At 32.7% G+C, this 26199-nt stretch carries 22 protein-coding genes and 1 tRNA gene; 17 read left to right on the top strand and 6 right to left on the bottom strand.

Annotated features, from left to right (window positions below):
* Window positions 1-202: 202 nt before the first annotated feature.
* Window positions 203-3118, bottom strand: a complete 2916-nt coding sequence (locus ACFX5F_RS14965) for an FAD-binding and (Fe-S)-binding domain-containing protein (RefSeq protein ID WP_379852831.1) — start codon at window positions 3116-3118, stop codon at window positions 203-205.
* A 249-nt stretch (window positions 3119-3367) separates the two neighbouring features.
* Between ACFX5F_RS14965 and ACFX5F_RS14960 the strand changes: the two genes are divergently transcribed.
* From ACFX5F_RS14960 to ACFX5F_RS14895, 14 genes are all read left to right on the top strand, one after another.
* Window positions 3368-4900 (top strand): glycoside hydrolase family 10-like protein, encoded by a 1533-nt coding sequence (locus tag ACFX5F_RS14960; protein WP_379852830.1) that lies wholly within the window; start codon window positions 3368-3370, stop codon window positions 4898-4900.
* A gap of 29 nt (window positions 4901-4929) precedes the next feature.
* On the top strand, window positions 4930-6207 hold the full coding sequence (locus ACFX5F_RS14955; protein ID WP_379852829.1) for an MFS transporter: 1278 nt from the start codon (window positions 4930-4932) through the stop codon (window positions 6205-6207).
* Between the two features lie 159 nt (window positions 6208-6366).
* The gene (locus tag ACFX5F_RS14950) at window positions 6367-7977 is read left to right on the top strand and encodes a glycoside hydrolase family 3 protein (RefSeq protein WP_379852828.1); all 1611 of its coding nucleotides are present in this window, start codon (window positions 6367-6369) and stop codon (window positions 7975-7977) included.
* Between the two features lie 139 nt (window positions 7978-8116).
* The gene (locus tag ACFX5F_RS14945) at window positions 8117-8755 is read left to right on the top strand and encodes a peroxiredoxin (RefSeq protein WP_379852827.1); all 639 of its coding nucleotides are present in this window, start codon (window positions 8117-8119) and stop codon (window positions 8753-8755) included.
* A gap of 83 nt (window positions 8756-8838) precedes the next feature.
* Window positions 8839-9147 (top strand): thioredoxin family protein, encoded by a 309-nt coding sequence (locus ACFX5F_RS14940; RefSeq protein ID WP_379852826.1) that lies wholly within the window; start codon window positions 8839-8841, stop codon window positions 9145-9147.
* A 132-nt stretch (window positions 9148-9279) separates the two neighbouring features.
* Window positions 9280-9537 carry a DUF6952 family protein gene (locus tag ACFX5F_RS14935; protein WP_379852844.1) on the top strand — a complete coding sequence of 86 codons (258 nt, stop codon included), beginning with the start codon at window positions 9280-9282 and terminating at the stop codon, window positions 9535-9537.
* Between the two features lie 221 nt (window positions 9538-9758).
* Window positions 9759-10256, top strand: coding sequence for a thiol peroxidase (tpx, locus tag ACFX5F_RS14930; RefSeq protein WP_379852825.1), 498 nt, complete (start codon window positions 9759-9761; stop codon window positions 10254-10256).
* Window positions 10257-10265: 9 nt separating this feature from the next.
* A complete protein-coding gene (locus ACFX5F_RS14925) occupies window positions 10266-10640 on the top strand; it encodes a diacylglycerol kinase family protein (RefSeq protein WP_379852824.1) in 375 nt (124 codons plus the stop codon).
* Between the two features lie 17 nt (window positions 10641-10657).
* The gene (locus ACFX5F_RS14920) at window positions 10658-13105 is read left to right on the top strand and encodes a DNA translocase FtsK (protein ID WP_379852823.1); all 2448 of its coding nucleotides are present in this window, start codon (window positions 10658-10660) and stop codon (window positions 13103-13105) included.
* A 49-nt stretch (window positions 13106-13154) separates the two neighbouring features.
* The gene (gene lolA1 / locus ACFX5F_RS14915; RefSeq protein WP_379852843.1) at window positions 13155-13799 is read left to right on the top strand and encodes an outer membrane lipoprotein periplasmic chaperone LolA1; all 645 of its coding nucleotides are present in this window, start codon (window positions 13155-13157) and stop codon (window positions 13797-13799) included.
* Window positions 13800-13806: 7 nt separating this feature from the next.
* Window positions 13807-15240, top strand: coding sequence for an LptF/LptG family permease (locus ACFX5F_RS14910; RefSeq protein ID WP_379852822.1), 1434 nt, complete (start codon window positions 13807-13809; stop codon window positions 15238-15240).
* Window positions 15241-15249: 9 nt separating this feature from the next.
* Window positions 15250-16383 (top strand): 3,4-dihydroxy-2-butanone-4-phosphate synthase, encoded by a 1134-nt coding sequence (gene ribB / locus ACFX5F_RS14905; protein WP_379852821.1) that lies wholly within the window; start codon window positions 15250-15252, stop codon window positions 16381-16383.
* Between the two features lie 167 nt (window positions 16384-16550).
* Window positions 16551-16638: transfer RNA gene (locus ACFX5F_RS14900), tRNA-Ser, on the top strand.
* Window positions 16639-16897: 259 nt separating this feature from the next.
* Window positions 16898-18145, top strand: a complete 1248-nt coding sequence (locus ACFX5F_RS14895) for a site-specific integrase (protein WP_379852820.1) — start codon at window positions 16898-16900, stop codon at window positions 18143-18145.
* Between the two features lie 103 nt (window positions 18146-18248).
* Here ACFX5F_RS14895 and ACFX5F_RS14890 read toward each other — a convergent pair whose 3' ends face one another.
* The 5 genes from ACFX5F_RS14890 to ACFX5F_RS14870 all read right to left on the bottom strand — a co-directional run bounded on the left by ACFX5F_RS14890 (window position 18249) and on the right by ACFX5F_RS14870 (window position 22751).
* The gene (locus ACFX5F_RS14890; protein WP_379852819.1) at window positions 18249-18482 is read right to left on the bottom strand and encodes a hypothetical protein; all 234 of its coding nucleotides are present in this window, start codon (window positions 18480-18482) and stop codon (window positions 18249-18251) included.
* Window positions 18483-18492: 10 nt separating this feature from the next.
* Entirely contained in the window at window positions 18493-19188 is a 696-nt protein-coding gene (locus tag ACFX5F_RS14885; RefSeq protein WP_379852818.1) for a hypothetical protein, read from the bottom strand.
* A gap of 182 nt (window positions 19189-19370) precedes the next feature.
* The gene (locus ACFX5F_RS14880; RefSeq protein WP_379852817.1) at window positions 19371-20159 is read right to left on the bottom strand and encodes an abortive infection family protein; all 789 of its coding nucleotides are present in this window, start codon (window positions 20157-20159) and stop codon (window positions 19371-19373) included.
* 164 nt (window positions 20160-20323) lie between these two features.
* Complete coding sequence (locus ACFX5F_RS14875; RefSeq protein ID WP_126453253.1) at window positions 20324-20617, bottom strand: hypothetical protein; 294 nt, start codon at window positions 20615-20617, stop codon at window positions 20324-20326.
* Window positions 20607-22751, bottom strand: coding sequence for a hypothetical protein (locus tag ACFX5F_RS14870; RefSeq protein ID WP_379852816.1), 2145 nt, complete (start codon window positions 22749-22751; stop codon window positions 20607-20609). The genes ACFX5F_RS14875 and ACFX5F_RS14870 overlap by 11 nt, the downstream gene beginning before the upstream one ends.
* A 534-nt stretch (window positions 22752-23285) precedes the next feature.
* Here ACFX5F_RS14870 and ACFX5F_RS14865 point away from each other — a divergent pair.
* The 3 genes from ACFX5F_RS14865 (at window position 23286) to ACFX5F_RS14855 (ending at window position 26169) form a co-directional block, all read left to right on the top strand.
* The gene (locus ACFX5F_RS14865; protein ID WP_379852815.1) at window positions 23286-24191 is read left to right on the top strand and encodes a helix-turn-helix transcriptional regulator; all 906 of its coding nucleotides are present in this window, start codon (window positions 23286-23288) and stop codon (window positions 24189-24191) included.
* Between the two features lie 101 nt (window positions 24192-24292).
* Window positions 24293-25801: a MauE/DoxX family redox-associated membrane protein gene (locus ACFX5F_RS14860; protein ID WP_379852814.1), complete on the top strand. Its 1509-nt coding sequence runs from the start codon at window positions 24293-24295 to the stop codon at window positions 25799-25801.
* Between the two features lie 89 nt (window positions 25802-25890).
* Window positions 25891-26169 (top strand): hypothetical protein, encoded by a 279-nt coding sequence (locus tag ACFX5F_RS14855; RefSeq protein ID WP_066076088.1) that lies wholly within the window; start codon window positions 25891-25893, stop codon window positions 26167-26169.
* Window positions 26170-26199 lie beyond the last annotated feature (30 nt).

The following is a 26199-nucleotide window of genomic DNA, read 5'->3' as shown; positions in this document are numbered from 1 at the left end:
TAATTACTAAATAAAAGTGCCCGATTTTTTAATTTGATTTTAACTTTAGTGCTAATTCAGAAATTTGACATTACCAAAAAGTCAAAACATTGTAAACAAATTGTTTGAAAATAACATTTTCAAATGTAATCTTATTTAAAAATAATCAATTGTCATTTTTATTTTTTTCGAGAAAAAAATTATTCACTAATTCCTTATCAATTTACTTCAAACAACTTTTTAGAATTGTAACCGGATGCAGGGCTTTTCTATTGGTTCCGTCAAAAATCTGATGACGACAACTTGTACCCGCGGCAGCAATTGAAATAGTCTCATCAGTAGCTCTTATTTTTGGAAATAAAGTATCCTCGCCCATTTGCATACTGATATCATAGTGTTCTTTTTCATAACCAAAAGAACCCGCCATACCACAACAACCCGAATTATAAATGGTAACGGAACTATTTACGGGCAAATTCAACATTGCAAAAGTCGCTTCAACAGAGCTCAATGATTTTTGATGACAGTGCCCGTGAATTTTTATGGTTTTTTTAATATCTGTAAATTGTCCGGAATGAATTTTGTTTTTTGTGATTTCCTTCTTAAAAAACTCTTCTATAGTAAAAACATTCTTCGATAGTTTTTCAGCTGTTTCTTTATCATCTGCCAAACGTAAATACTCATCACGAAAAGTTAATATGGCTGAAGGTTCGATACCTATCAAAGGAATATCATCATTAATTACATTTGAAAAAATAGCAACATTTTTATTTGCAATAACTTTTGCTTCTTCCAGAAAACCTTTGGATATAAAAGCCCTTCCACTTTCTTCATGGCCAATCATGAGTACTTCGTAACCCAAATTTGTCAATAATTCATAGGCATCTATACCAACCAAAACATCATAATAATTAGTAAACTCGTCACAAAATAAATAGAGTTTTCCATTTGTAAAAGAAGTAGCTAATTGTTTGGACTTATTTTTCTCAATCCATTTCCGAAGGGTCATTTTTGCTAATAAAGGAACTTCCCTTTTTGCTGAAATTCCCATTACGCTTTTCACAAATGGAAGATTTACTATAAAATTAGTTACTGATGGAGCAATACTTCCCAGTTGATTCAATTTAGAATTGTAAGCAAATATTTTGTTTCGCAAAGAGAAACCGTTTGCTTTTTGGTATTGGTATAAAAACTCCGTTTTCAAAGCGGCTACATCTACATTACTTGGACACTCACTGGCGCAAGCTTTGCAACTTACACACAATTCAAAAACTTCGTGCAATTCTTTATGGTTAAACTTATTGTCTTTTTCTGAATGCGTTAAATATTCTCTCAACGCATTGGCACGAGCCCTGGTTGTATCTTTCTCATTGCGTGTCGCGCGATAACTTGGACATAAAGTACCGCCTGCAGAAGGCAATTTCCTGCAATCACCCGAACCGTTGCATTTTTCTGCTAATCTCAAAATCCCCATACTATCTGAGAAATCCTGAATCGTTTGAATGTCCGGTTCTACTCTACCGGCTTCCACCCTCAGATTTTCATCCATTTTGAAAGCGTTAACTATTTTTCCTTCATTCAAAATAGTATTGGGATCGAAAGCAGCTTTTATTCGCTTTAGTAATTCATAATTCTTCTCTCCAATCATAAATGGCAAAAACTCGCCACGCACTATTCCGTCGCCGTGTTCTCCACTTAATGAGCCTCTATATTTTTTTACCAAATGAGCCACTTCAGTAGCAATGGCTCTAAATTGATATAACCCTTCTTTTGTTTTTAAGTTCAATATGGGACGCAAGTGTATTTCGCCAGCACCGGCATGAGCATAATATATTGCGTCCTGACCGTGACTTTTCATCATAGCGGAAAAATCAGCAATATAATTAGGCAAATCGCTTAACTCAACAGCAGTATCTTCAATAGAATCGGCTGCCTTATCATCTCCAACAATACTTCCTAAAAGGCCAAGACCTGCTTTTCTTAACTCCACTGCTTTATCAATGTCTGCGCCGTAAATTTTAGGTAAAGCATATCCAAAATTATTGTTTTCAAGATCTGCAATCAAAGCATTTGCTTGAAATTCTGCATCTTCCATACTAATAGCAGAGGCCACTTCAAGCATGATTACCGCCTTTGGTTCACCTTGTATGAAAAACCTGTTTTTGGCTTGTTCCCTATTAGTTTTGGTACAATTCAAAATGGTGTCATCCATCATTTCACACGTATACAAATGATGTTTCATCGCTGTAACCACTGCTTCTAAACTTTCCTGAATAGTATGAAAATGTGCCACGACCATAATATTATTTGTAGGCGGTAAATCATCTACTTTCACCGTAATTTCGGTTGTAAAGGCTAAAGTTCCTTCGCTTCCGCAAAGAAGTTTTCCGAGATTTATCGTTTTTTCTGTACCTGAAAACAATTCCGATTTTAATAATAAATCGACTGCATATCCAGTATTTCTTCGGTGTATTTCTGGTTTTGGAAACTCTTTTACAATCTCTTTTTGGTTTTCTACATTCGAAAGTTCTTCATAAATTGTTTTATAAATTTTATTTTCGAGCGAATCGCCTTTTGTTTTCTCTATAAATTCTGATGTCGAAAGTTCCTTAAACACCACTTTCGATCCGTCGCTCAATACCGCTTTTATTTCCACTATTTTATCACGGGTAACTCCATAACGAATAGAGGTTGTTCCGGAGGAATTATTTCCCACCATTCCTCCTATCATACATCGATTTGAAGTAGAAGTATTAGGTCCAAAAAATAAACCATGCGGTTTCAAAAATAAATTCAGTTCATCCCGAATCACTCCGGGCTGAACGGTTATTGTCTTTTTATCTGCATCAAAAGAAACAATTTTGATAAAATTTTTAGATACGTCTACGATAATTCCGTTACCTACCGTTTGCCCCGCTAATGAAGTCCCGGCAGTTCTGGGCGTAAGCGAAATTTTATTTTCATTGGCAAACTGTATCAGTTTAATGATATCACTTTCGTTTTTAGGAAGTGCGACAGCGAGCGGCATAATTCTATAGGCAGATGCATCCGTTGCATAAATCGTTTTGTGAAGTTCGTCGTATAAAAGTGTTCCTTCTAATGACGCTGACAAATACTGTAATTGAAGAGCGGTCAACATGGTTGGTATATTATTTAAAAAAACTGTTACTACAGCATTCTGTGACAAATATAAATATATAACGGATTAGAATTTTAAAATTCAAATAAGAAAAATCTAAATTTATGAATAGTGTATTTCATATAAATGAAAATTCAAAAAAAATGGCAAAGAAATTGCAGCACTAAAATAAGTCAAATTTTTTATGGATTTTAACGGGCTAATTTCACTAAAAAAACTATTTTTGAATACTTAATAAACACAACAATAATGAAGAATTACAAGTATATAGGATTATTAATTTTGTTTTTTTTACTTTCGGTCTTGAATGTAAAAGCACAAATGCAGGTTACAAATCCTAAAAATGAATTTAGAGCGGTTTGGATTGCTACCGTTGTCAATATTGACTGGCCTAAAAGCAGTATCGATAATGTCGCAAAGCAAAAAGCTGATTTTATAGAAATATTAGACACCTATAAAAAATTAAATTATAATGCTGTAATTGTTCAGATTCGAAGTGTTGGAGATGCTTTTTATCCTTCACAATATGCTCCTTGGTCCCGATTTTTAACCGGTAAAGAAGGAAATGCACCAAAACCTTATTTTGACCCATTAGCTTGGATGATTGCAGAATCTCACTCCAGAGGTTTTGAATTTCACGCTTGGTTAAATCCGTATCGAGCCACAATGGATTTAAACACCGCTATTTTAAGTCCACAACATGATTATTTCAAGCATCCGGAATGGATGATTAAATACGGTGATAAATATTATTACAATCCGGCTCTTCCTGAAGTTAGCGATCGCTTGACAGCAGTAGTTGACGAAGTGGTTAAAAATTATGATATTGATGCCATTCATTTTGATGATTATTTTTATCCCTACAGAATAAAAGGCGAAGTTTTTAATGACATTGAGTCCTACCAAAAATATGGAAATGGGCTAAGTATCGAAAATTTTAGACGAAACAATGTAAATAATTTGGTAAAAAACATTTCAATTTCCATAAAAAAAATAAAACCCTGGGTACAATTTGGAATCAGTCCATTTGGCGTCTGGAGAAACAAATCTGTAGATCCAAAAGGTTCTGAAACACAAGCGGGTCAAACTAATTATGATGATTTGTATGCCGATCCAATAGCGTGGATGGACAATAAATGGATTGATTATCTAGTTCCTCAATTGTATTGGAGCATTGACCATCCTAAAGCTTCCTATTCAAAACTATTGCGTTGGTGGTCAGAAAACTCAAAAAATACGGCAATTTACATTGGAAACGGTACCTATAAAATAAATACCGATTCGGACAAAAAATGGAGCAATCCTAATGAAATTCCAGATCAGATTAACATTACACGAACCTATAAAAATGTGCAGGGAAACGCTTTTTTTAGTGCCAAATCTTTTTTGAACAAAAATCAAAATGTCACTAAATTATTGCTGGAGAACCAATATAGATATCCTGCGCTACCTAATGTGGTCCCAAATTCGGTAAAAAAGATGGCTATCGTCCCTACAGCAAATAATATTCTTATCACCCCAATTTCTTCAAGCTTTAGTGTCAAATATCCTTTGTACAGTAAAGTGCGTTACGTAATGGTTTATGGCGCCAAATTTAATTCGAAAATTGATGTGAATGATCCAAGTCAAATTATTGATAAAATAGCATTTAAAGAGAATATTGATACCGTTGCAATTGTGATTCCTACTTCTAAATTGGACAAAAACACAACCTGCGCCATTACATTCATTGATTTTTATGGTAATGAAAGCGAACCAACACTTGTAAACTTTACACTATAAAATCTGAATTGAAAAGTACCCCATCTTAAATGAGAAAAGACAGCAGCCCTTGGTTTTGGATTCCGTTATTAAATTTTGCATCTGGATTTCCGTATGCCATCATCATCTCCGTATCGGTGATTATGTACAAAAGTTTAGGTATCAGCAATGAAGACATTGGAATTTACACGAGTTTATTATACTTGCCTTGGGTTCTTAAACCATTATGGAGCCCGTTTATAGATTTATATGCAACCAAAAGGAAATGGTTTCTGGCCATGCAATTACTGATTGCCATTGCCTTTTTGATTGTAGGATTAACCATTCCTATGAGTAATTTTTTCGTGCTAAGTCTGGCAATATTTTGGGTAGCGGCATTTGCATCTGCATCAAATGATGTGGCTAGCGATGGCTTTTATATGTTGGCTTTAGCCAAAGAACAACAATCCTTTTTCCTAGGAATTCGAAGTACTTTTTACAGACTTTCTATGCTTACCGCCAATGGCTTAATCGTGATTCTAGGTGGTTTTTTGGAACATAAATACGGAGACAAAAGTAAGGCATGGTCCTACACCATGATAATTGTGGCTTTGCTTATGGTTTTTTTAACCATCTATAACTTTTTTACAACTCCAAAAGTAGAAGAAACTAAAATTACAACTGATAGGGAAAACAATCAGAGTTTCGGAGTTGTTTTTAAAACCTTTTTTCAAAAAAAACAAATTGGGCTTGTATTAGCTTTCATATTACTTTTCAGATTGGGGGAATCCCAATTACTAAAAATGCTAACCCCTTTTTTAATAGATGAAAAGATTAAAGGCGGTATGGGATTAACGACGGAAGATGTGGGTATAATTTATGGAACATTTGGAGTTGCGGCACTGGTAATTGGAGGAATTCTTGGTGGAATTGCAATTTCAAAAGGAGGACTTCGTAAATGGATGTTACCTATGTTTTTAGCAATGCATTTACCTATTATTGGTTTTATTTTACTTTCCCATTTTCATCCTGAATCTGTTTTTTACGTTTATGCGACAGTAATTGCGGAACAATTTGGATATGGTTTTGGTTTTGCTGCCTTTATGATGTATTTAATTTATGTTGCCGATGGTGAATCTAAAACGTCCCATTACTCTATCGCAACTGGATTTATGGCTTTGGGAATGATGCTTCCGGGAATGTTGAGCGGATTCATTCAGGAATATTTAGGTTACGCAAATTTCTTTATTTGGGTGTTTTTAGCAACAATTCCCGGATTAATACTTTCCCGATTTCTACTCTTTCCTGATGATTTTGGAAAGAAATCCGAACAAGAAAAAACAAACTAGTTTTTTTTAAAAAACATATAAGTCATAGAAGTTTATTTAAGTAAGACCTCTACTAAAACAACTGTTTTTTTCTACAACTCTTTTTATGTAATTATTTATTCTATATATTTTAACTTACATGACCTATCTGTTTAAAATTATTATCATATTCATCTCAAAATGACGTTAGAACAAAAAATAGGACAATTTTTCTTCCCAGCCGTTTTTATAAATGACACTGAAGAAAACATTCAGGAAACCGAACGATTAATCCGTGATTATAATATTGGTGGATTGACCTTTTTTCATAGTAGAGCCAGTGCTGCCACTAATTATGAAAGCAAGAAAAAAGTAATTCTAAACGACGATAGCTGCCAAAAGTTAAAAGAACTTATTGTTCGATATCAAAAGTGTGCTTCCACCCCATTATTAATAAGTATTGATGCAGAATGGGGATTAGCTATGCGTGTTGAAAAAACACCGCAATATCCCTATGCGATTACACTTGGCGCGTTGCCGTACAGTGAAAAACATTTGGTTTACGAGGTAGGAAAACAAATTGGTTTAGACTTAAGATCGGTTGGAATTCATTATAATTTAGCTCCATTGGCTGATCTAAATAACAACCCTAATAATCCCGTAATAGGATATCGCTCCTTTGGTGAGAATAAAGAAAAAGTGGCCGATTTTGCCCTTGAATACTTAAGAGGAATGTCAGACGCAGGCATATTAGGTTGTTTGAAACATTTTCCTGGACACGGCAATACAAATGTCGATTCGCATTTGGGGTTACCAGTTTTAGAAGAAAATTTAGAACAATTACTTGAAAACGAATTGTATCCCTTTATAAAAGGAATCGAGAATAATGTAGATTCGATTATGATTGGGCATTTAGCTGTTCCTGCGTTAAATAATGACCAAAATACTTCGGCAACGTTATCAAAAGCGGTGATCGAAACGCTTTTGCGAAAGCAATTAGGTTATAATGGTTTAGTGATATCGGATGCATTAAATATGCGCAGTGTCTCGAGTTTATATGATAAAATAGGTCAATTGGAATGGGAGGCTTTTAACGCAGGAAATGACGTATTATGTTTTGCTGAAAATGTTCCCGAAGGAATTCAGGAAATCCTTAGAAATGCCACTCCAGAACGCATAGATGCAAGCTTTAACCGTTTAATAAACAGCAAACAAAAAGCAAGAATTCTTGATTCTAAAGTTCCTATGACAACTCTTTCCGAAAGTAATTTTGATTTTGAAACCACTTCTATTCTAAACCAAAAAATAGCTGAAAACTGTATTACAAAAATTAAAGACAATAGCAATACGGAAACTATTTTCGAGGCAAAAAATAGCGGCAAACTTGCTAAATTGAGCCTTTACAAAAGCACCGATAATATTTTTTTTAAAGCGCTTCATACCCTGTCACCTTCTCCCGAATTCGCTTATGAAAATGGTACTGATGTAGCACTAAATGAATTAGCAAAAAGTTTAGACAAATATGAAACTGTTATTATTTCCTTGTTTGTTCCAAAAGCAAAACCATTAAATAATTTTGAAATAGAAGAAAGTGTACTTCAATTTTTAGGTAACTTATTTGTTTCAAAAAGATGCATTTTATATGTTTTTGGAAATCCATATGCCTTGCAAGTTATCCCTAATTTAGAATACGCATCAGGAATCGTTCAAATGTACCAGGATTTCGAAGAATTTCAAGAAGTAGCAGCATCTCAACTATTAGAAAACAGCGAATGTAAAGGCTCTTTACCGGTACTTTTAAAGGGTATTTAATTAAATATCAGCATCATAAACACATTCGATAAGAAAAATTTATTTATAAATAAACATTTATAATAAAAATTGATACAACAAACCTATTCTTTAAGTTACTTTTGCACCATCAAAAAAAAAATAACTTAAAATAAAAAACATGTCATTAGTAGGAAAAAAATTCCCAAGTATTGCAGTTGATGCTATTTCAGAAATGGGTGATAATTTAAAAATCAACATTTTCGAAGAAGCTACAAAAAACAACAAAAAAGTACTTTTGTTTTGGTACCCTAAAGATTTTACATTCGTTTGTCCAACTGAATTGCACGCTTTTCAAGCCGCTTTACCTGAATTCGAAAATAGAAATACAATTGTTATAGGTGCGTCATGCGATACCAATGAAGTGCACTTTGCATGGTTAAACACTCCTAAAAACAATGGTGGAATCGAAGGAGTTACGTATCCAATCCTTGCTGATACTAACAGAAATTTATCTAACATTTTAGGAATTCTTGATATTGAAGAAACGGGTTATAGCGAAGAAACAGATTCTATCATTATTGAAGGATCTAATGTAACATACAGAGCTACTTACCTTATCGACGAAACAGGGAAAATTTTCCACGAAAGTGTAAATGATATGCCTTTAGGTCGAAATGTAAATGAGTATTTACGTATGGTTGATGCTTATACACACATTCAGGAAAAAGGAGAAGTTTGTCCTGCAAACTGGGAAGCTGGAAAAGAAGCGATGAGCGCTGACAGAAAAAGTACTGCAGAATACTTAACGCTAAACTAATAAGACAATTTCATTGCAATGGCAATTCCGATATTTTAAAATTGTCATTGGATTTTGTTATTGAATTTTAAAAAACATAAACTATGTTAATCGAATTAAACGAAGATACATTAGCAGATTTAATTGCAAAAGACGAAAAAGTTGTAGTTCAGTTTTCGGCCTCATGGTGTGGAAACTGTCGTATCATGAAACCAAAATTCAAAAAATTGGCTTCAGAAAACGAAACAATTACTTTCGCTTTTGTGGATGCAGAAAATTCTCCAGAATCTAGGAAGTTAGCTAATGTGAGCAATTTACCAACCTTTGCTACTTTCGTAAACGGAAAATTAGTGAACGAAACACAAACTAATAAACAAGAAGTGCTAATTGAATTAGTAAACGAAATAATTTAATTAGATTACTAGACTAACTTAGATTTTTAGATTTCTTAGTTTAACAGATTCCTCGAATCTTTTGATCTAAAATTTTAAAAAATTTAAGAAGTCTAAAAATCTAAAATGTCTAAAAATCTAAGAAGTCTAAATATGAAATTACCCGTAATCAAGCATTTAACACAGTTTATAGAAGATAACGATCAAGATTATGTGATAGAAGCGATCGAAGTTCTGCAAGCAATGACTGAGATTTCTTCCTTGAAAGACGAGGAATTAGATGTAATAGGTGAATTGATTTCTAATATGTATGGTGCATTGGAAGTTAACAAACTGGTAAAAAACGGAACGGATAAAAAAGAAGCTTTGAATACTTTCATGAAACGAGTTTTAGGCTCTATTGACCAATAGTTTTGGACATGAAAAAATTAGAAATGGAATTATCCGGATCTAAAAATAAAATTAAGGAAACGTAGTCAGTAATGGCTACGTTTTTTTTATGTGACTTAAATAAAAAAGGCATTCGGCTATTTTCGTTTTTTTGTACTAAAACGACAAACTTTATCCCGAATTTTCGGGGCCAAATCTTAAATAATTTTCATACTTTTGAACCTCATTAAAAAACATCTATTATGGCTTCAATAACATTAGGCGGAAATTTAATACATACAACAGGAGAATTGCCACAAGTTGGTACAAAACTATCTGATTTTAAATTAATTAAAACTGATCTTTCAATTGCAACCTTAGACGACTTTGCCGGTAAAAAATTAGTCCTTAATATTTTTCCAAGTGTCGATACAGGAACTTGCGCAGCTTCTGTTAGAAAATTTAACGAAAGTGCCAGCAATCTAAAAAATACAAATGTATTATGTATTTCCAGAGATTTACCTTTTGCCCAAAAACGTTTTTGTGGTGCTGAAGGACTTAATAATGTAGTTAATTTATCTGATTTTCCAGAAGGTAGTTTTGGCAAAGCAAATGGGTTGGAAATCACTGACGGACCTCTGGCAGGATTGCATTCAAGAGCAATAATTGTTGTTGATGAAAATGGAATAATTACGCATACGGAGCAAGTTCCTGAAATTGCAGATGAGCCTAATTATGAAGCTGCTTTAGCGGTACTTTAATATTTACGGATGGAATTTCAAAAAGATAATACTTTCGTTAGCGGAAGATTAAAAAGTGTCACTTATGCTTTTAAAGGAGCAGTAAAATTAATCACAACAGAACACAGCGTAATGGTTCAATTTTCATTAGGAATATTGATGGCTATTGCTGGCTTTTATTTTGGCATTTCTAAAACGGAATGGCTTTTTCAAACTTTTGCAATCGGTTTAGTAATGAGTATTGAAGGTTTAAATACTGCTGTAGAAAAAATGGCAGATTTCATTCATCCAAATTACCACGAAAGAATTGGTTTCATTAAAGACATTGCTGCAGGAGCAGTATTTTTTGCTGCAATGACGGCAATCGCAATCGGTTTAATCATATATATACCACTATTCTTCTAGGTATCAAAAAAACAAGAATGGCAAAAACAACAAAAAAAGAACCTTTAGATAAAAAAAACATTTCTAAAACGGGGGAAAATAATCCTTTGATATTAACCAAACAGCACAAAATTGTTTTGGGTTGTCTTTTGGTATTATTCTCTGTTGCTTTATTACTTGCATTTGTTTCCTTTTATATTTATGGACAACAAGATCAAAGCGCAGTTGCTGAATTGAATGACAGATCTGAAATTGTTCGTAATTGGTTAGGGAAATTCGGTGCTTTTTTAGCTGATTTAATTGTGTACAAAGGCTTTGGTCTCGCTGCATTTATATTCGTCCGTTTGTTTTTCCTGACTGGAATATATATGGTTCTTGGATTGCCTTTAAAAAAATTGAAAAACATTTGGTTCTGGGATTTATTCGTAATTATTGTCCTATCCGTTTTATTTGGTTTTTTCGCCACTTCAGTTCCGGAGTTAGGAGGCACTATTGGTTATGAATTAAATTCCTTTTCGCAAGACTACATCGGAAAAACTGGAACTTTGTTAATTTTATTTTTCGGATTAATTATTTACGTAATTTTTAAACTAAAAATATCTCCTGAAAATATTCAGTCCTTTTTCGATACTACTAAAAAAGAAATCAAAGATGAATTAGCGACTAATGCAATCAGCAGTACTAAAAACGCTTACAATTTAGAAGAATTTGCAGTTGCTGAAGAGGAATTAGATGAAATACATTTAAAAACAAATGGTTCACAATTCGAAATTAACAAAGAAGCATTAAAACCAACTATAAATAATTCTTCGGAAATTAATTTAGATCCTATTGCAAAACCATTAAATATGGTGGTCACGCCCCCGCCATTTCCTGAAACTATTTCAACTCCCAAAGAGGAATTTGTAATTGAAACTGCTCCTGACGAAGATATTATAGAAGAAAATTTGGCTTCAAGACTGGTTGCTGATTTTGGATTATTTGATCCAACTTTGGATTTATCCAATTATAAATTCCCTACAATTGATTTATTAAAAGAATATTCAACTGGAGGAATTACTATAAACCAAGAAGAATTAGAAGAAAACAAAAACCGAATTGTAGATACACTTCGCAATTATAAAATAGAAATCGCTCAGATAAAAGCGACCGTTGGCCCATCAGTTACTTTATACGAAATTGTACCGGAAGCGGGAATTCGTATTTCAAAAATCAAAAGCTTAGAGGATGATATTGCTTTGTCACTTTCGGCATTAGGAATTCGTATCATCGCTCCTATTCCAGGGAAAGGAACGATAGGTATTGAGGTTCCTAATAAGAACCCTACTATGGTTTCTATGAAAAGTGTTATTGGCTCAGCCAAATTTCAAGAAGCCGAAATGGAGCTACCAATCGCTCTTGGAAAAACAATTTCAAATGAAACTTTTGTAGTCGATTTAGCCAAAATGCCTCACTTATTGATGGCAGGGGCTACTGGTCAAGGAAAATCAGTTGGTTTGAATGCCGTTCTGACTTCACTTTTGTACAAAAAACATCCAGCTGAAGTTAAATTTGTATTGGTAGACCCTAAAAAAGTAGAACTAACACTGTTCAATAAAATTGAAAGACATTATTTAGCGAAACTTCCCGATATGGATGACGCTATTATAACTGATAACGCAAAAGTGGTCAATACTTTGAATTCCCTTTGTGTAGAAATGGACAACCGTTATTCTTTGTTGAAAGATGCAATGGTGCGTAACATCAAAGAATACAACGATAAATTTAAGGCTAGAAAATTGAATCCTGAAAACGGACACCGATTTTTACCATATATCGTTCTAGTTGTTGATGAGTTTGCTGATTTAATCATGACTGCCGGAAAAGAAGTAGAAGTTCCTATTGCCCGTTTGGCGCAGTTAGCACGAGCCATTGGAATCCACTTAATTATTGCCACACAAAGACCGTCGGTAAACGTAATAACAGGTTTGATAAAAGCCAACTTCCCAGCCAGAATTGCTTTTAGAGTTACCTCAAAAATTGATTCAAGAACAATTCTTGACACTCAGGGAGCGGATCAATTAATAGGACGTGGTGATATGCTTTACACTAACGGCAATGATGTAGTTCGCGTCCAATGTGCCTTCATAGACACACCCGAAGTTGAAAAAATTACAGATTTTATAGGTTCTCAAAAAGCATACGCAACCGCATATTTACTTCCGGAATTTGTTGGGGAGGAAAGTGGCATTAATCTTGATATGGATATCTCCGACAGAGATACTTTGTTTAGAGAAGCCGCTGAAATAATTGTAAATGCACAACAAGGATCGGCTTCATTGTTACAAAGAAAACTAAAATTAGGCTACAACAGAGCAGGCAGATTAATCGATCAACTCGAAGCTGCAGGAATCGTGGGCCCTTTTGAAGGAAGTAAAGCACGTAGTGTAAATATCCTAGACATGAGTTCTCTTGATCAATTTTTCAACAATGAACAAAACAATTAATACCATGAAATCAACGGATTCAGAATTCAAAAACAACAATATAAAAAACATGACTAAAAAGTACGTATTAATTACAGCCTTACTTTTTTTTAGCTTTTTGACTCAAGCTCAAGATAAAAAAGCGAAAGACCTTTTAGATCAGGTTACCGCTAAAGTTAAAAGCTACGATTCAATAATAATTGATTTTAAATATTCGTTAAACAATGCTAAAGAAAATATCAATCAGGACAGTAAAGGAAATGTAACCATGAAGGGCAATCAATATGTATTGAATTTTATGGGAATTACTAAAATTTTTGACGGAAATAAAACCTATACAATAGTTCCAGAAGACGAAGAAATCACAATTTCTAAAGTAAATGAAAAAGATGATAATGCGATCACACCTTCAAAAATGCTAACTTTTTTCAACACTGGTTACAGATATTCTATGGATATTTTACAAGATATAAAAGGTAGAAAAATTCAATACATCAAACTTATTCCTACTAGCGGTAAAGACCAACGAAAGGAAGTATTATTAGGTATTGATGTTCAAACAAAACACATCTATAATTTGATTGAAACGGGTAAAAAAGGTACTAAAACCACTTTAACGGTTAATTCTTTCAAAACGAACCAACCATTGTCAAAAAATCAATTTACCTTTACCCAAAGCAAATATCCAAATTACTACATCAATAAATTAGATTAATTCTTAGGTGAAAATTCTTGACAAATACTTATTAAAAACATTTCTGACTACATTTACTACTGTATTTGTAATCCTTTTTTTCATATTTATACTTCAAACTATTTGGCTGTTTATATCCGAATTGGCTGGTAAAGATTTGGATTTTCCAATGATTATCAAATTTCTAGCTTTTTCGATGCCAAGAATTATTCCGTTGGTATTACCATTGTCTGTTTTATTGGCATCTATAATGACTTTTGGTGATTTATCTGAAAATTACGAATTAGCCGCAATGAAATCTGCTGGTGTTTCGCTAAAAAGAGCGATGCAAAGTTTAACTATTTTTATCCTATTGTTGAGTATTATCGCTTTTTTCTTTTCAAATAATGTAATTCCATTTGCTGAATATAAGTTCATCAATTTCAGAAAAAACATAGCTCAGGCTAAGCCCGCTCTTGCAATAACAGAAGGACAATTTAGTGATGTTGGATATTATAATATTAAAGTAAATAAAAAATCCGGTGAGAATGGCAACACGCTTACTGGAATTACTATTCATAAAAAATCTGATTTTGGCGATGGTAGTAAAACGGTGATTAAAGCCAAAGACGGCCTATTGATTAGCAATGAAAAGTCCAGTATTCTACAATTAGTGTTGAATAATGGGTACTATTATGAAGACATTACTCCAAAAAAATATGAAGATCGCAGCAAAATGCCTTTTGCAAAAAGCACCTTCAAAAAGTACATCATTAATATTGACTTATCAAAATTGAATAAAACGGACCCTAATGATGAAAGTATCGCTAACACCAACACGATGTTAAATGTTAGTGAATTAAATTACACGCTGGATTCGCTCCATAAAACCTTCAAAACAGATGTTATTTCATTTTCAGAAAATATAAATCAACGAATTGGAATTCCAAAAGACAACAAGATACAGCCAGTCAAAAAAAATAAAAAACTTCCGGATAATATATTATCCTTATATACAAATGATCAGAAATCAAAAATACTGGACATAGCGATCAGTAATCTAGCGAGCACAAAATATTCAATTGATGCCAGCAATACTGAATTTAGACTGAAGCAAAAAAACATAAACAATCACATATTGGCATTTTATGATAAATTTGTAATCGCATATGCTTGTTTTCTAATGTTTTTTATTGGAGCACCTTTAGGAGCCATCATCAGAAAAGGAGGATTAGGACTCCCTATCATTTTTGCTGTCCTGATATTCATTACATTCCATTTTATAAATACTTTTGGTAAGAGAATTTCACAGGAAAATAGCATGTCTCCATTTATGGGCGCATGGATGTCCTCATTTATTCTTACACCTTTAGCCGTACTTCTGTCCTATCGAGCTACAAATGATATCGGATTAATAAACATGGATGTTATTTTAGCTCCATTTCAAAAGTTAGTAAAAAAAATATTTCCATCTCAAAAATAAATACCAATCATGGTTACAAATAAAATACAACTCAACACTATAGAAGAAGCCATTGAAGATATTCGACAAGGTAAAATTATTATAGTTGTTGATGATGAAGATCGAGAAAACGAAGGTGATTTTTTGGCTGCGGCCGAAAAAGTAACACCTGAAATGATTAATTTCATGGCAACACACGGACGCGGATTAATTTGTGCGCCATTGACCGAAAGCCGTTGTAAAGAATTAGGTTTGCATGTTATGGTTAGTAATAACACAGATCCTATGGAAACTGCTTTTACGGTTTCGGTTGATTTAAGAGGAAATGGAGTTACAACAGGAATATCAGCAGCCGACAGGGCAAAAACTATTTTATCGCTGGTAGATTCGAAAACCAAACCACATGATTTAGCGCGACCAGGACATATATTCCCCCTTATCGCTAAACAAGGAGGCGTATTAAGAAGGACAGGCCATACAGAAGCCGCTATTGATTTTGCTCGATTAGCAGGTTTTAAATCGGCGGGCGTGATTGTAGAAATCATGAACGAAGATGGTTCCATGGCTCGATTACCACAATTGGTTAAAGTTGCAAAAAAATTCAATTTAAAATTAGTTTCTATTGAAGATTTAGTAGCCTACAGAATGCAACATGATAGTTTAATTATCAAAAAAGAGGATTTTGATTTAGAAACCCGCTTTGGTACTTTTAGATTAAGAGCTTATCAACAAACAACCAATAAACAAATACATATTGCATTAACTAAAGGAACCTGGAATTTGGGCGAGTCTATTTTAACCCGAATAAATTCATCACAGGTTAATAATGATTTATTGGGTACTTTGACAAACAATGCCGACCAGCAACTTGATGATATGTTTAAAGTGATTAACGAGCAAGGAAAAGGTGCCGTTATTTTCATCAATCAGGATATGCAATCCGTAAATCTTCTCAGTCGCATTTCTGAATTGAAGAATTTACAGGCTGAAGGCACAATGAAAGCACCTAAAATTGTTATCGACAGTAAAGATTTTGGTATTGGAGCTCAAATATTACACGATATTGATATCTCAAAAATCAGATTAGTATCGAATGCTGAGCAAACCAAACGTGTTGGAATGATAGGTTACGGGCTAGAAATAACCGAATATGTAAAATATTAAACCCATTTTGAATTATTTTGTTAAAAAAATTTTATTCTAAAGCCAAGTAAATGAAAGATTTAAAAAATAGCAATAAAAATAGATGCATTTTTTCTAAAAATACATTTGCATAACCAAAAAAGGTTCTTATATTTGCACTCGCAATCAGGTAATGAAAGCGACATACTGGAGAAATGGCAGAGCGGTCGAATGCGGCAGTCTTGAAAACTGTTGACTGTAACAGGTCCGGGGGTTCGAATCCCTCTTTCTCCGCCAGTAGAAATACAAAACGAAGCAAACCCCTCTAAATCTTATGATTTAGAGGGGTTTTTTCATTTGCGGTAAATCAAATTATTCATTAAATCTCAAAACTTAGGTGTCTTTTGAGGTGTCACTGAAAATCTATTTTTTTAAGTGACACCTATCTCAAAAGTTACCAGTTCAACATTTGTCCAAATACCTTTTCACTATTTGAACATCTTGTTTGGAAGTATTACAAAGTTTAAATTTAATAATAACTAAAAGGTCACCAACCATGAACACAGCCGTATCCGTTCTCTTTTATATAAAGCGATCAAAAGTCAATAATGATGGTATCTGCCCTATTTACGTTCGCGTCACAGTACAATCTAAACGATTTGAATTTAGCAGCAACAAATTTGTTAATCCTGAGAAATGGTCAAATGAAGGATCTAAGGTCAAGGGAAACAATGAAGAGACTCGTTCAATAAACAGTCACCTTGAATATTTAAAATCTAAAATTTTAGAAGCTGAAAAAAAATTATACAAAAAGGATATCATTATATCTTCTGAAAATCTAAAGAATGAAATTTTTGATCTCCAAGACAGCCAAAGAATGCTTATCCCAATCTTCAAGGATCACAACAATAAAATAAAAGAATTAGTAGGCAAAGAATACGCCCCGGGAACATTAGAACGCTACAACACTTCTTTGAAGCATACGGTAGAGTTTCTGGAATGGAAATACAAAGTATCAGATATAGACATTAACAAAATAGATCATGCGTTTATTACCGATTATGAATTCTACTTGAGAAGCGTTCGCAATTGCGCCAACAATACTGCCGTAAAATACATCAAGAACTTCAACAAAATAATCAAGATTTGCCTGGCCAACCATTGGATAGAAAGAAACCCGTTTGCCAACTACAAATCGAAAGTCAAAGAAGTAGAAAGAGTCTATCTATCTGAAGACGAAATCCAAAATATACTCAACAAAGATTTCAAAACAGAACGATTATCGCTAGTGCGCGATATCTTCCTTTTCAGCTGTTTTACAGGCTTAGCCTACATTGATGTCAAAAACCTAACAAAGTCGCATATAAGCCTTGGAATCGACGGAGAGAAATGGATATTCACCCACCGCCAGAAAACAGAATCCGCTTCAAAAATTCCAATTCTTCCAATAACACAAATGATTATTGATAAATATGAAGACCATCCGGAATGCAATAATCAAAACAAACTACTTCCTATTTTGAGCAATCAAAAAATGAATGCCTATTTAAAAGAAATAGCGGGCGTTTGTGAAATCGAAAAAGAATTAACTTTCCATATTGCTCGTCATACTTTTGCGACGACTGTAACACTCACAAATGGTGTTCCCATTGAAAGTGTGAGCAAAATGTTAGGACACAAAAACATCAGAACTACACAGCACTATGCTAAGATATTGGATAAAAAAGTGAGCGAGGACATGATGGTTTTACGAAACAAAATGTTAAACTGCAACAATGATAAAATTATCAAAAATGCCAATTAGAATTTCTACTTTCCTAATGTAGCACATAATGAGTTTAGAATAGTTCAACGTTTCATTGTTCGTGCTGCGCACGCAACGAAACCCTTCCTGTTAGCATAAGTATTTATAATGTTTCATTAAAAATGATTTTCTCTTTTTGAGCTTCAATTTGTTCCCCAAAATTATATTGCTCTTTGGTTTGAATAAAAAACCATCCATCTGTATTTTCAGTTAACATTTTATTATTGCAAATTGGACACATTATGTTTGTGGCCTTTTCTTCTTCTGAAAAAAATAACTTATTTTCAATAACTACAATTTCAGAATCACAATTGTTACATATTATATCTTTTCTCATAATTTATTTTTTATAAAAATAATCTTTTTAATTCATTTACTGAACGTTGATTTAAATAATTGCTTGTACAATAACAATAGTCACATGTTCTGGTGGTAAATTTTCCGTTTAAAGGACTTGTGTCTGTAATAATTTCTTTGATTTTTCTTTGTACTGTATTAAACAGATGTGTTTTTTGTTCTTTTTCAGTTATGCTAACTTTTGGATCATCTACTATTATTCTTCTTACATAGTTAAATAATACAGGTGTTGAATTATTTCTAATAATTATCATTTTTCGTTGTCTCGGTATAGTATCCCAAAGTTCTTTTAATTCGTCAATATTTTGAAAATATCTTTCCTCAGTTGGAGTGTCATTATTCCAATAAATTGGATTGTTTTTTGTAATCCATATTTCAAAAGATTTATCTTTGATTAACTCTCTATCAAGCTCGAAAAGTATTGGACCATAATGATTTTCTCTTTTAAAAAAAGAATGTAAATCGGTAGTATCTATAAAAACATCATCCCATACGCCTAATACTTTATCAATGTCATCAGAAGATTGATGGGTTTGATAAAGACCTAAATTTTCAACAGCCCCTCTTGATAACAATCCTCCATTTTGAAAGTAAGTTATTGAGGTGCTTACTGTATTAGCATGATATAATGCTAAAATTTCTTTCCCTATTACAAAATTGTAGAGTTCTTCGTTATCCAGTCTCATAGTTTGGTAATATTTCTGTTAACGTCAGTATGTTTAAAAAACCTCTGAACAAATTGATTTTTATTTATTAGAAAGTAAATATGCCGGATTTAAACTACAATTATTTTTCTTTTTAACTACCTCTGGTTTCGTTCAACACAGCTTTCATTGTTCATGCTGCGCACGCAACGAAAACTTAGCTCTTAGCTGCTGCTCTTTTGATCCTTCAGTTGTTTTAAGCTCAAATAAAAAATCGCCAATTCACTAGAAGCTGCAACTGCTAGTTTTGTATAAATTTTGTCTAAACTCACAAATTCTGGAGAATGTCCATGCCCAGTTCCATATGAATTTCGTAATTCGGTTATTCCATGAACAATATTTGAAAAGCCACCTAAAATTTTTGCAACTGATGATTTTGCTAATTCAACATTTTCTACTTGAAAAGGCATTAAATCGATTTGCTTATTTGTTTCTTTTACCAATTTTGCAACATCCCACTCTTTATTGAGTTCTATACCTTCTTCATTAAGTATATGTTTACAGCAAGTTTCAATAAGTTCTTTCGAAATTCCTAAAGCCAAATGAGGATTATTTATAATAGAATTATTCATAAGCCTAATTTGTATATGAACATATTCGTGTGTAAGTATTTTTGTTATTTCATCAGTTTTTTTCTCGGATTCTTTATTATGTTCATTTTTTAAATATGGTCTCCAACTAATATCTCGAATATAGTTTCCACTTGATTGTGCAGATTCACTAATTGCAGATTCAATTGCAGAAGTTTCTTTACTATATTCGGCAAGTTTACGATGTAATTTTAAAGGTACATTTACAATAACTTCACTCATATAAGTCTCTATATCACTATCCATTGAAAATAAAGTGTCTATATAATTGTTTTCAATTTCACAATCGTTTAGAAAAATTGCTGCTTTATTTTCTTCTAATTCAATTAGCCAATCATAAATATGGTCTTTAAACTTTTCCATGATGTTCTTTTCGTACTTTTTTTTTAGAGTTGCAGCTAACGGTATAGATGCCTGTGCTCTGTTGTGGAATTTCGTAACCTTTTAATTTTCGGCTTTCCAGAAAGTTGATGCGAAACGGTAATTCCACTAAACTCCAGCTAGCTCAATAGTTGTTGGGCACAGTATTATTGTTCTTCTGTTAATTCATAATCTACAAGTTCATCATAAATTGCTTTAATTTCGACATTTAGTTGAACTATATATTCAGTACAAATGTTTTGAAATAGATCTTTCCCTTCATCTTCAAGACTAAATTCAAAAATCCCTTTCTTTAATTCTTTCAATAAGCTATTGAACACTTGCTTGATGTTATTTGGATTGTCGTCAGTAAGAATTATTTCAAGTGGAGTTTCACCAACTTCTAAAACCAAAAATGTATTGGTTTCTTCTCTTCTTATTGTAGCCTTTTTAGTTTCCATATATTTTTCCTCTTTCTCCAAAGGCTTCTTTACCGCCTTCTAATGTTTTCATACTTATTTCTTTCCAATTTAATTCAGGCATTGAATTATAAATACACTTTAATGAATTTGAAAACGGATTTCCAGTTAAAGTAAAGTGTTGCCCTTGTTTATGCAATCTATATATCGAATTATAAGGTAAAGTTCTAACTGCAATATTTGCATCGTGTGTAGCTATAATAACTTTTTTACAAAGAAATGCCTTTTCTTTTAGTAGAGGAACGATGACATCATTGATATAGTCATTACCTAAACTTTTCTCGGGTTCGTCTATTAAATAAATGTCTCTATCTTCAGTCAATTCCATATGAAGGAGAATCATTGAAGATTCACCATTTGAAGGACTATAATAGTTTCCGTTAAGTGTAAAGTGTTTTTGCTTCTGTAAAAGATCACTCAATGAGTTTATAGTTTCAATACGATCTATATCATTTAATTCAGATATTTTTAAAAATAATTCACTTGAGTGAATATGTTTTGATATTGAAATTACTGCATTTACAAAGTGTTTTTGAGGTGTCTTGTTTACATTTTTTACTGGAGAAAAGTCACCGTCTGTGAAAGTACCATTTTGAATAATTAGATTTGTTTTGCAGTGTAGTTGTCCTTTCTCTCCAAGGCTACCAACATATTCCTCTATTGGATCTATTTGTATTTTTATATTTTCAATAATTTTTTTTGCTGATCTCTCAATTTTCATTCGGTTTCGAGAATATTCTGCGAAACCTGTTTTTGTTGGTTTTGGTGGTTGTCCCGTTTTTTTTGATATTTCTGCCAAAAAAGTTGATACTATACCATTTAATAAATAAATACTTTTGTTTTCAATTATCTTTATCTCGGTTTCAGTTTTTAATTGATTAATTATTTTTTCAATTACTTCAATTAACTCTACAATTAGTGAATCTTGAATGTATTCTTTAAGTTCATCCGTTTCGTGAGCGTAATTTCGAAATGCTTTAAACTCAGAAAGAATATTTGTTATTTCAGTTAAACTTCTTTGAGTTAGGGTTTCATCTTCTTGATTTATGTTTTTTATTTTTAGTTTTTGAGATATTTTATTTGTCTCTTGAACTGAAAAATGAAGCATATATTTGTTCATACTTGTAACTTCTTCTTCACTTACTTCTTTGAGAAATTTTATAACTTCCTCACACTTATCTATTCCAAAGTCAGAAACTTCACAATTGAATGTATTGCCATTAATATCAAAAATATCATTTAAATGATAATCATTGGATTTGTAAACAGTAGTTTTATGACCTTTAGCATTATAATATTTTGATAACGCTTCTAAAATATCAGTTTTACCAGTTCCTTTAGAACCAAATAAAATATTAATATCATTATAAATATCTAGTCGAACAATTTCTGCTAGATTCTTAAAAGGTGTTATTTCAATATTTTCCTTTACTTTTTTGTTTAATAAAGTATTTATGGTTGCTTCATCTTTTTCAAGTAAAAGACAGAACTGTTCAAAACTTTCGACAGGTAAACGTAAATCAGGTAATGTTTTAGCAATTTCAATATAGTCATCCCAATTATGAACATCTGAACCATAAATAGAATTATGACCGTGACTTATGTATATTCCTGCGGAAATTGAATTAGTAGATTCTTTTAGAATTCTTTTAGGATTAGAAACTAAATCTGTAAGTATTTGTAATTCTTCATCACCAAGATCAGGTTTTTTTACAAAATAATGTGCAATATAAATACAGTCAAGAGAGTCAAATTTTTCAACTGTTTCCTGTAGTGTTGTTGTAAAAGTATCGGGATTTTTGCTTGCTAAAATTTCATTGACTTTTACATTAAATTCAATGTGATTTTTAGGATTACAAATAACAATTAAATGTGCTCTTTTTTTTCCGCTTTCTTGAATATCAAGTTCAATACCAGGCCATATTTGACAAGTTGTACAAACGCCATCCCTAAATTCTTCATATTGTACTAAATCAAAATGATTATGATTTGTGATAGCCAGAATTTTTACATCTGTATCTTTTAAAATATCAATGAATTTATCTGTTTCAATATTACGAGTTGGAGCATCTCCTGATTTTATTTTCCTTGTATGTACGTGTATGTCAAGTTTCATTTTTCGTGTTTTTAGGAGATATTGTGCCCAACTAGCACATAACATCAATAAGTAATGCCCTTTTAAAGTATTACCACATATCAAGGTATATTTTCTTGTTAGTAAATAAAAGCTTAATAAGTTGCATCCACAATACCCACTTTTAGTGATATTTAACACAAATAAAAAATACCATAGAAAACTTTCTTCAGATAAATTAATAGGTATAGGACACCTCACATCCTTCCCCCACTATTCCCTCTACCACTATAATAATAATCCCTCCTAAACTCAAAAACATTCCATCTCAGGTAAAGACCTAAAAACCAAACTACAATAAATACTATTGTTCCATACCTCAATTATACGACGCATCAAGAATAACTCTTTAAGTATAAAAGTAAAAAATAACTAACCGTTTACTAAAAAACACCTATTCAATTCCCGAATTGAACACTATACTTTTAGCAAATAAAAATTACATTATATAGTTTTGTCTGTCTTTTCAAGCACTTGTCTTGATATTCCACATTCAATTCCTCACTATATAATCTAATGGAAAATCAAAAAATGCAACAACGCATAAAGGCGATTTACCAAATGCTTTTTGAAATGGCAACTGGTAATCTCGCTTTTAGAATTATCAAAACAGATCAAGACGACGAAGTCGGCAAGATGTCTGAAATGCTTAATAAACTCGCTGGAGAAATGCATGATATACTACTCCAATCAGGTTACGTTAACCCTCATTACAGTTATCAAAACTTAGTACAAACAACATTTATCTTAGACGATAACTTTCTTATCAGCAATTATAATGCACACGCTCTACAAGCACTATACTATGAATCTGAAGAATTATTTCAGGTAGACTTTGGAAAATTTATCGCACCACAATCCTTCAGTATTTGGAATCAAAAAAAGAAAGAAGCTTCACTAGATGACAATTACCATAGTACCGTTCAGCTTATTTTTGTTACGGGTAATAATAAATTACTTCCTGCTTTTTGCACCATTTCACGGCTGCGCTACAGTGACAAAATAATAGTAAACTCAATTACTACGATATTGCAAGAATTGCTGTCAGACCCGAAGTATGTAATAAAAATAAATCCAGAAAGACAATCCGAAGCTATCGTCATGCAAAATCTTTATGATTACATATTAAATCACTTGGAAGAACCACTGCCTACTCTTAAAGAATTAGCTGTGCTTTTTGATTGTAATGAATACAAATTGAAACTTGGATTTCGTGAATTTTTCAAAACAAGTATTTATAATTTTTACCACGATGAAAGATTAAAAAGAGCACATTTGATGATCCTGCAAACAAAGATTCCACTCAAAGAAATTGCAATAATGAATGGCTTTAATACCTACCTCAACTTTTATAAAGCATTTAAAAAAAGATTTAAGTATGCACCGAGTGAAGTGGATCGTAGCCCGAATGAAGCTAATTAAATACTGAACAGCTTCAACTCTATTTTGGATAACGAAAGTTCTGATTTGCATAACATTATACTTTTATATTGTAGAATTTTACAAGACTAAAAAAGCAACTTATGAAAATTTCTGAAAAAATTAAAAGTGTTATAGTAAATTTCATAAGTTGGCTCTTTATTTTGCTTTTTACTTATGCAGCGACCAACAAAGTACTTGATTTCGAAAATTTCAAACAGCAACTAGGACAGTCACCGCTGTTGAGTTCTTTTGCCGAACAAGTAGCATGGGCGGTTCCGTCAGCTGAATTTTTAATTGTCATCTTATTGGTTTTACCAAAGTTTAGGTATCCAGCCTTGGTATCATCTTTCGTGTTAATGCTAATGTTTACAGCTTACATCTATATTATTTTAAATCATAGCGTATTTGTTCCTTGTTCTTGTGGAGGTATTTTAGAAAAAATGAATTGGCACGAGCATTTGATTTTTAACATAGGATTTGTTTTCTTGGCACTGATTGGATTGTGGTTGCAACCAACACCATCTATCACTATAAAAAGGAAATTAATTGTGGTGTCCAGTTCTGCATTGACAGGTATTATTATAGTAATTGCTTTATTTTTAATCTCGGAAAATATCCATAGTTATCACAATAAATTTGTGCGGCGTTTATCAAGTGCCCCTGCAACCAAAATCAAGGACTATAACCTCAAATTAAGGTCGTACTATTTTGCTGGGGCAGATGGTGATCATGTTTACTTGGGAAATACAACCTCGCAGTTATTAATGACCGTTGTAGATACAGCGTTAAATAAAACAACGATACACAATATTACGCTTGACAAAATAGACCTGCCATTTCGTTCACTGACAATTAGAGTAAACGGCCCCTATTTTTATATTTATGACGGAACGGTTCCTTGCATATTTAGGGGTAAAATTTCGGACTGGAAGGCTAAGTTATACAAAAGTGGCTCTGAGTACTTTACCTATGCAGAAGCTATTGACTCAACCTCTTTGGCAGTTCGAGTACAAAAACGGGGTAGTGGAGAAAGTATATTAGGGAAAGTTGATCTACTCTCCAATGAAAAGACAGTATTAAATCATAATTTATTGCAAAAACAGATTGATGGCCTATTCGATACTGATGGCTCATTAATGTATAGTAATGAAATTAACAGAATAATTTACTTGTATGCATATCGCAATGAATTTATCGTCGTCGATCCTAAACTAAATTTAGATTATAGAGGTAATACAATAGACACGATCGCACATTCAAATATTGAATTGGTAGATCTAGAAAAACGTGGGGAGCGAAAATTTGCAAAAAAGCCGTTGCTAGTAAATAAAGATGCAGCTGTTTATGGTAATGTACTCTTTGTAAACAGTAATATCCCCGGTCGATATGAAAGCTTAGAAATGTGGAAACTAGCCAGTGTTGTAGATAGCTATAATATCTCTTCAAATAGCTATCTCGAAAGCTTCTATGTCTACGATGTCGACAAACAAAAGTTACGTGATATAATAGTACATGGTGATAAGCTTTACGCCCTAGTGGGAAATCACCTTATAAGCTACAAACTACAGCCCATAATTACAACTAATTATAAAAAACAGAGTCGGTCGTAAACCCGACTAAGCAATCTATTGGCCAAATAGCAGGAAAAGATCGAAAACCTGTAAAAAAGAGTAGATCAAAACTTTTAATTTTTACGATTATGAAAACTAAAATTTTTAAATTCGGTATGCCGGTAGCATTTGTTGCTCTCGGATTAGTTGGTGCTTTATCCTCAAATGCGATGGAAAAAAAGGCAACCGTACTAGCTAGTGAAACGGGTTATAAAAAGGTAATTGGTGCTGCTCAACCTTGTCAACCTGTAGAATCGTGTGATAACGTTCAAGGTCAGCTTTGTAAGTCAAGCATTGATAACTCGCAGCTGTATCGTCGCATAAGCGACAACCAATGTCCAACGATGTTGTTTAGAAGTAATCCTTAATTATTAAAGAAAAGCCGTCACAAAAAAATG

Origin of the sequence: Flavobacterium zhoui, assembly GCF_042787235.1 — a bacterium.
Lineage (GTDB): Bacteria > Bacteroidota > Bacteroidia > Flavobacteriales > Flavobacteriaceae > Flavobacterium > Flavobacterium zhoui.
This window is presented reverse-complemented; position numbering and strand designations above follow the sequence as displayed.

Coding starts and splice junctions, on each gene's coding strand:
- ACFX5F_RS14965 (WP_379852831.1), bottom strand. CDS start 3,118: ATGTTGACCGCTCTTCAATTACAGTATTTGTCAGCGTCATTAGAAGGA.
- ACFX5F_RS14960 (WP_379852830.1), top strand. CDS start 3,368: ATGAAGAATTACAAGTATATAGGATTATTAATTTTGTTTTTTTTACTT.
- ACFX5F_RS14955 (WP_379852829.1), top strand. CDS start 4,930: ATGAGAAAAGACAGCAGCCCTTGGTTTTGGATTCCGTTATTAAATTTT.
- ACFX5F_RS14950 (WP_379852828.1), top strand. CDS start 6,367: ATGACGTTAGAACAAAAAATAGGACAATTTTTCTTCCCAGCCGTTTTT.
- ACFX5F_RS14945 (WP_379852827.1), top strand. CDS start 8,117: ATGTCATTAGTAGGAAAAAAATTCCCAAGTATTGCAGTTGATGCTATT.
- ACFX5F_RS14940 (WP_379852826.1), top strand. CDS start 8,839: ATGTTAATCGAATTAAACGAAGATACATTAGCAGATTTAATTGCAAAA.
- ACFX5F_RS14935 (WP_379852844.1), top strand. CDS start 9,280: ATGAAATTACCCGTAATCAAGCATTTAACACAGTTTATAGAAGATAAC.
- tpx (WP_379852825.1), top strand. CDS start 9,759: ATGGCTTCAATAACATTAGGCGGAAATTTAATACATACAACAGGAGAA.
- ACFX5F_RS14925 (WP_379852824.1), top strand. CDS start 10,266: ATGGAATTTCAAAAAGATAATACTTTCGTTAGCGGAAGATTAAAAAGT.
- ACFX5F_RS14920 (WP_379852823.1), top strand. CDS start 10,658: ATGGCAAAAACAACAAAAAAAGAACCTTTAGATAAAAAAAACATTTCT.
- lolA1 (WP_379852843.1), top strand. CDS start 13,155: ATGACTAAAAAGTACGTATTAATTACAGCCTTACTTTTTTTTAGCTTT.
- ribB (WP_379852821.1), top strand. CDS start 15,250: ATGGTTACAAATAAAATACAACTCAACACTATAGAAGAAGCCATTGAA.
- ACFX5F_RS14895 (WP_379852820.1), top strand. CDS start 16,898: ATGAACACAGCCGTATCCGTTCTCTTTTATATAAAGCGATCAAAAGTC.
- ACFX5F_RS14890 (WP_379852819.1), bottom strand. CDS start 18,482: ATGAGAAAAGATATAATATGTAACAATTGTGATTCTGAAATTGTAGTT.
- ACFX5F_RS14885 (WP_379852818.1), bottom strand. CDS start 19,188: ATGAGACTGGATAACGAAGAACTCTACAATTTTGTAATAGGGAAAGAA.
- ACFX5F_RS14880 (WP_379852817.1), bottom strand. CDS start 20,159: ATGGAAAAGTTTAAAGACCATATTTATGATTGGCTAATTGAATTAGAA.
- ACFX5F_RS14875 (WP_126453253.1), bottom strand. CDS start 20,617: ATGGAAACTAAAAAGGCTACAATAAGAAGAGAAGAAACCAATACATTT.
- ACFX5F_RS14870 (WP_379852816.1), bottom strand. CDS start 22,751: ATGAAACTTGACATACACGTACATACAAGGAAAATAAAATCAGGAGAT.
- ACFX5F_RS14865 (WP_379852815.1), top strand. CDS start 23,286: ATGGAAAATCAAAAAATGCAACAACGCATAAAGGCGATTTACCAAATG.
- ACFX5F_RS14860 (WP_379852814.1), top strand. CDS start 24,293: ATGAAAATTTCTGAAAAAATTAAAAGTGTTATAGTAAATTTCATAAGT.
- ACFX5F_RS14855 (WP_066076088.1), top strand. CDS start 25,891: ATGAAAACTAAAATTTTTAAATTCGGTATGCCGGTAGCATTTGTTGCT.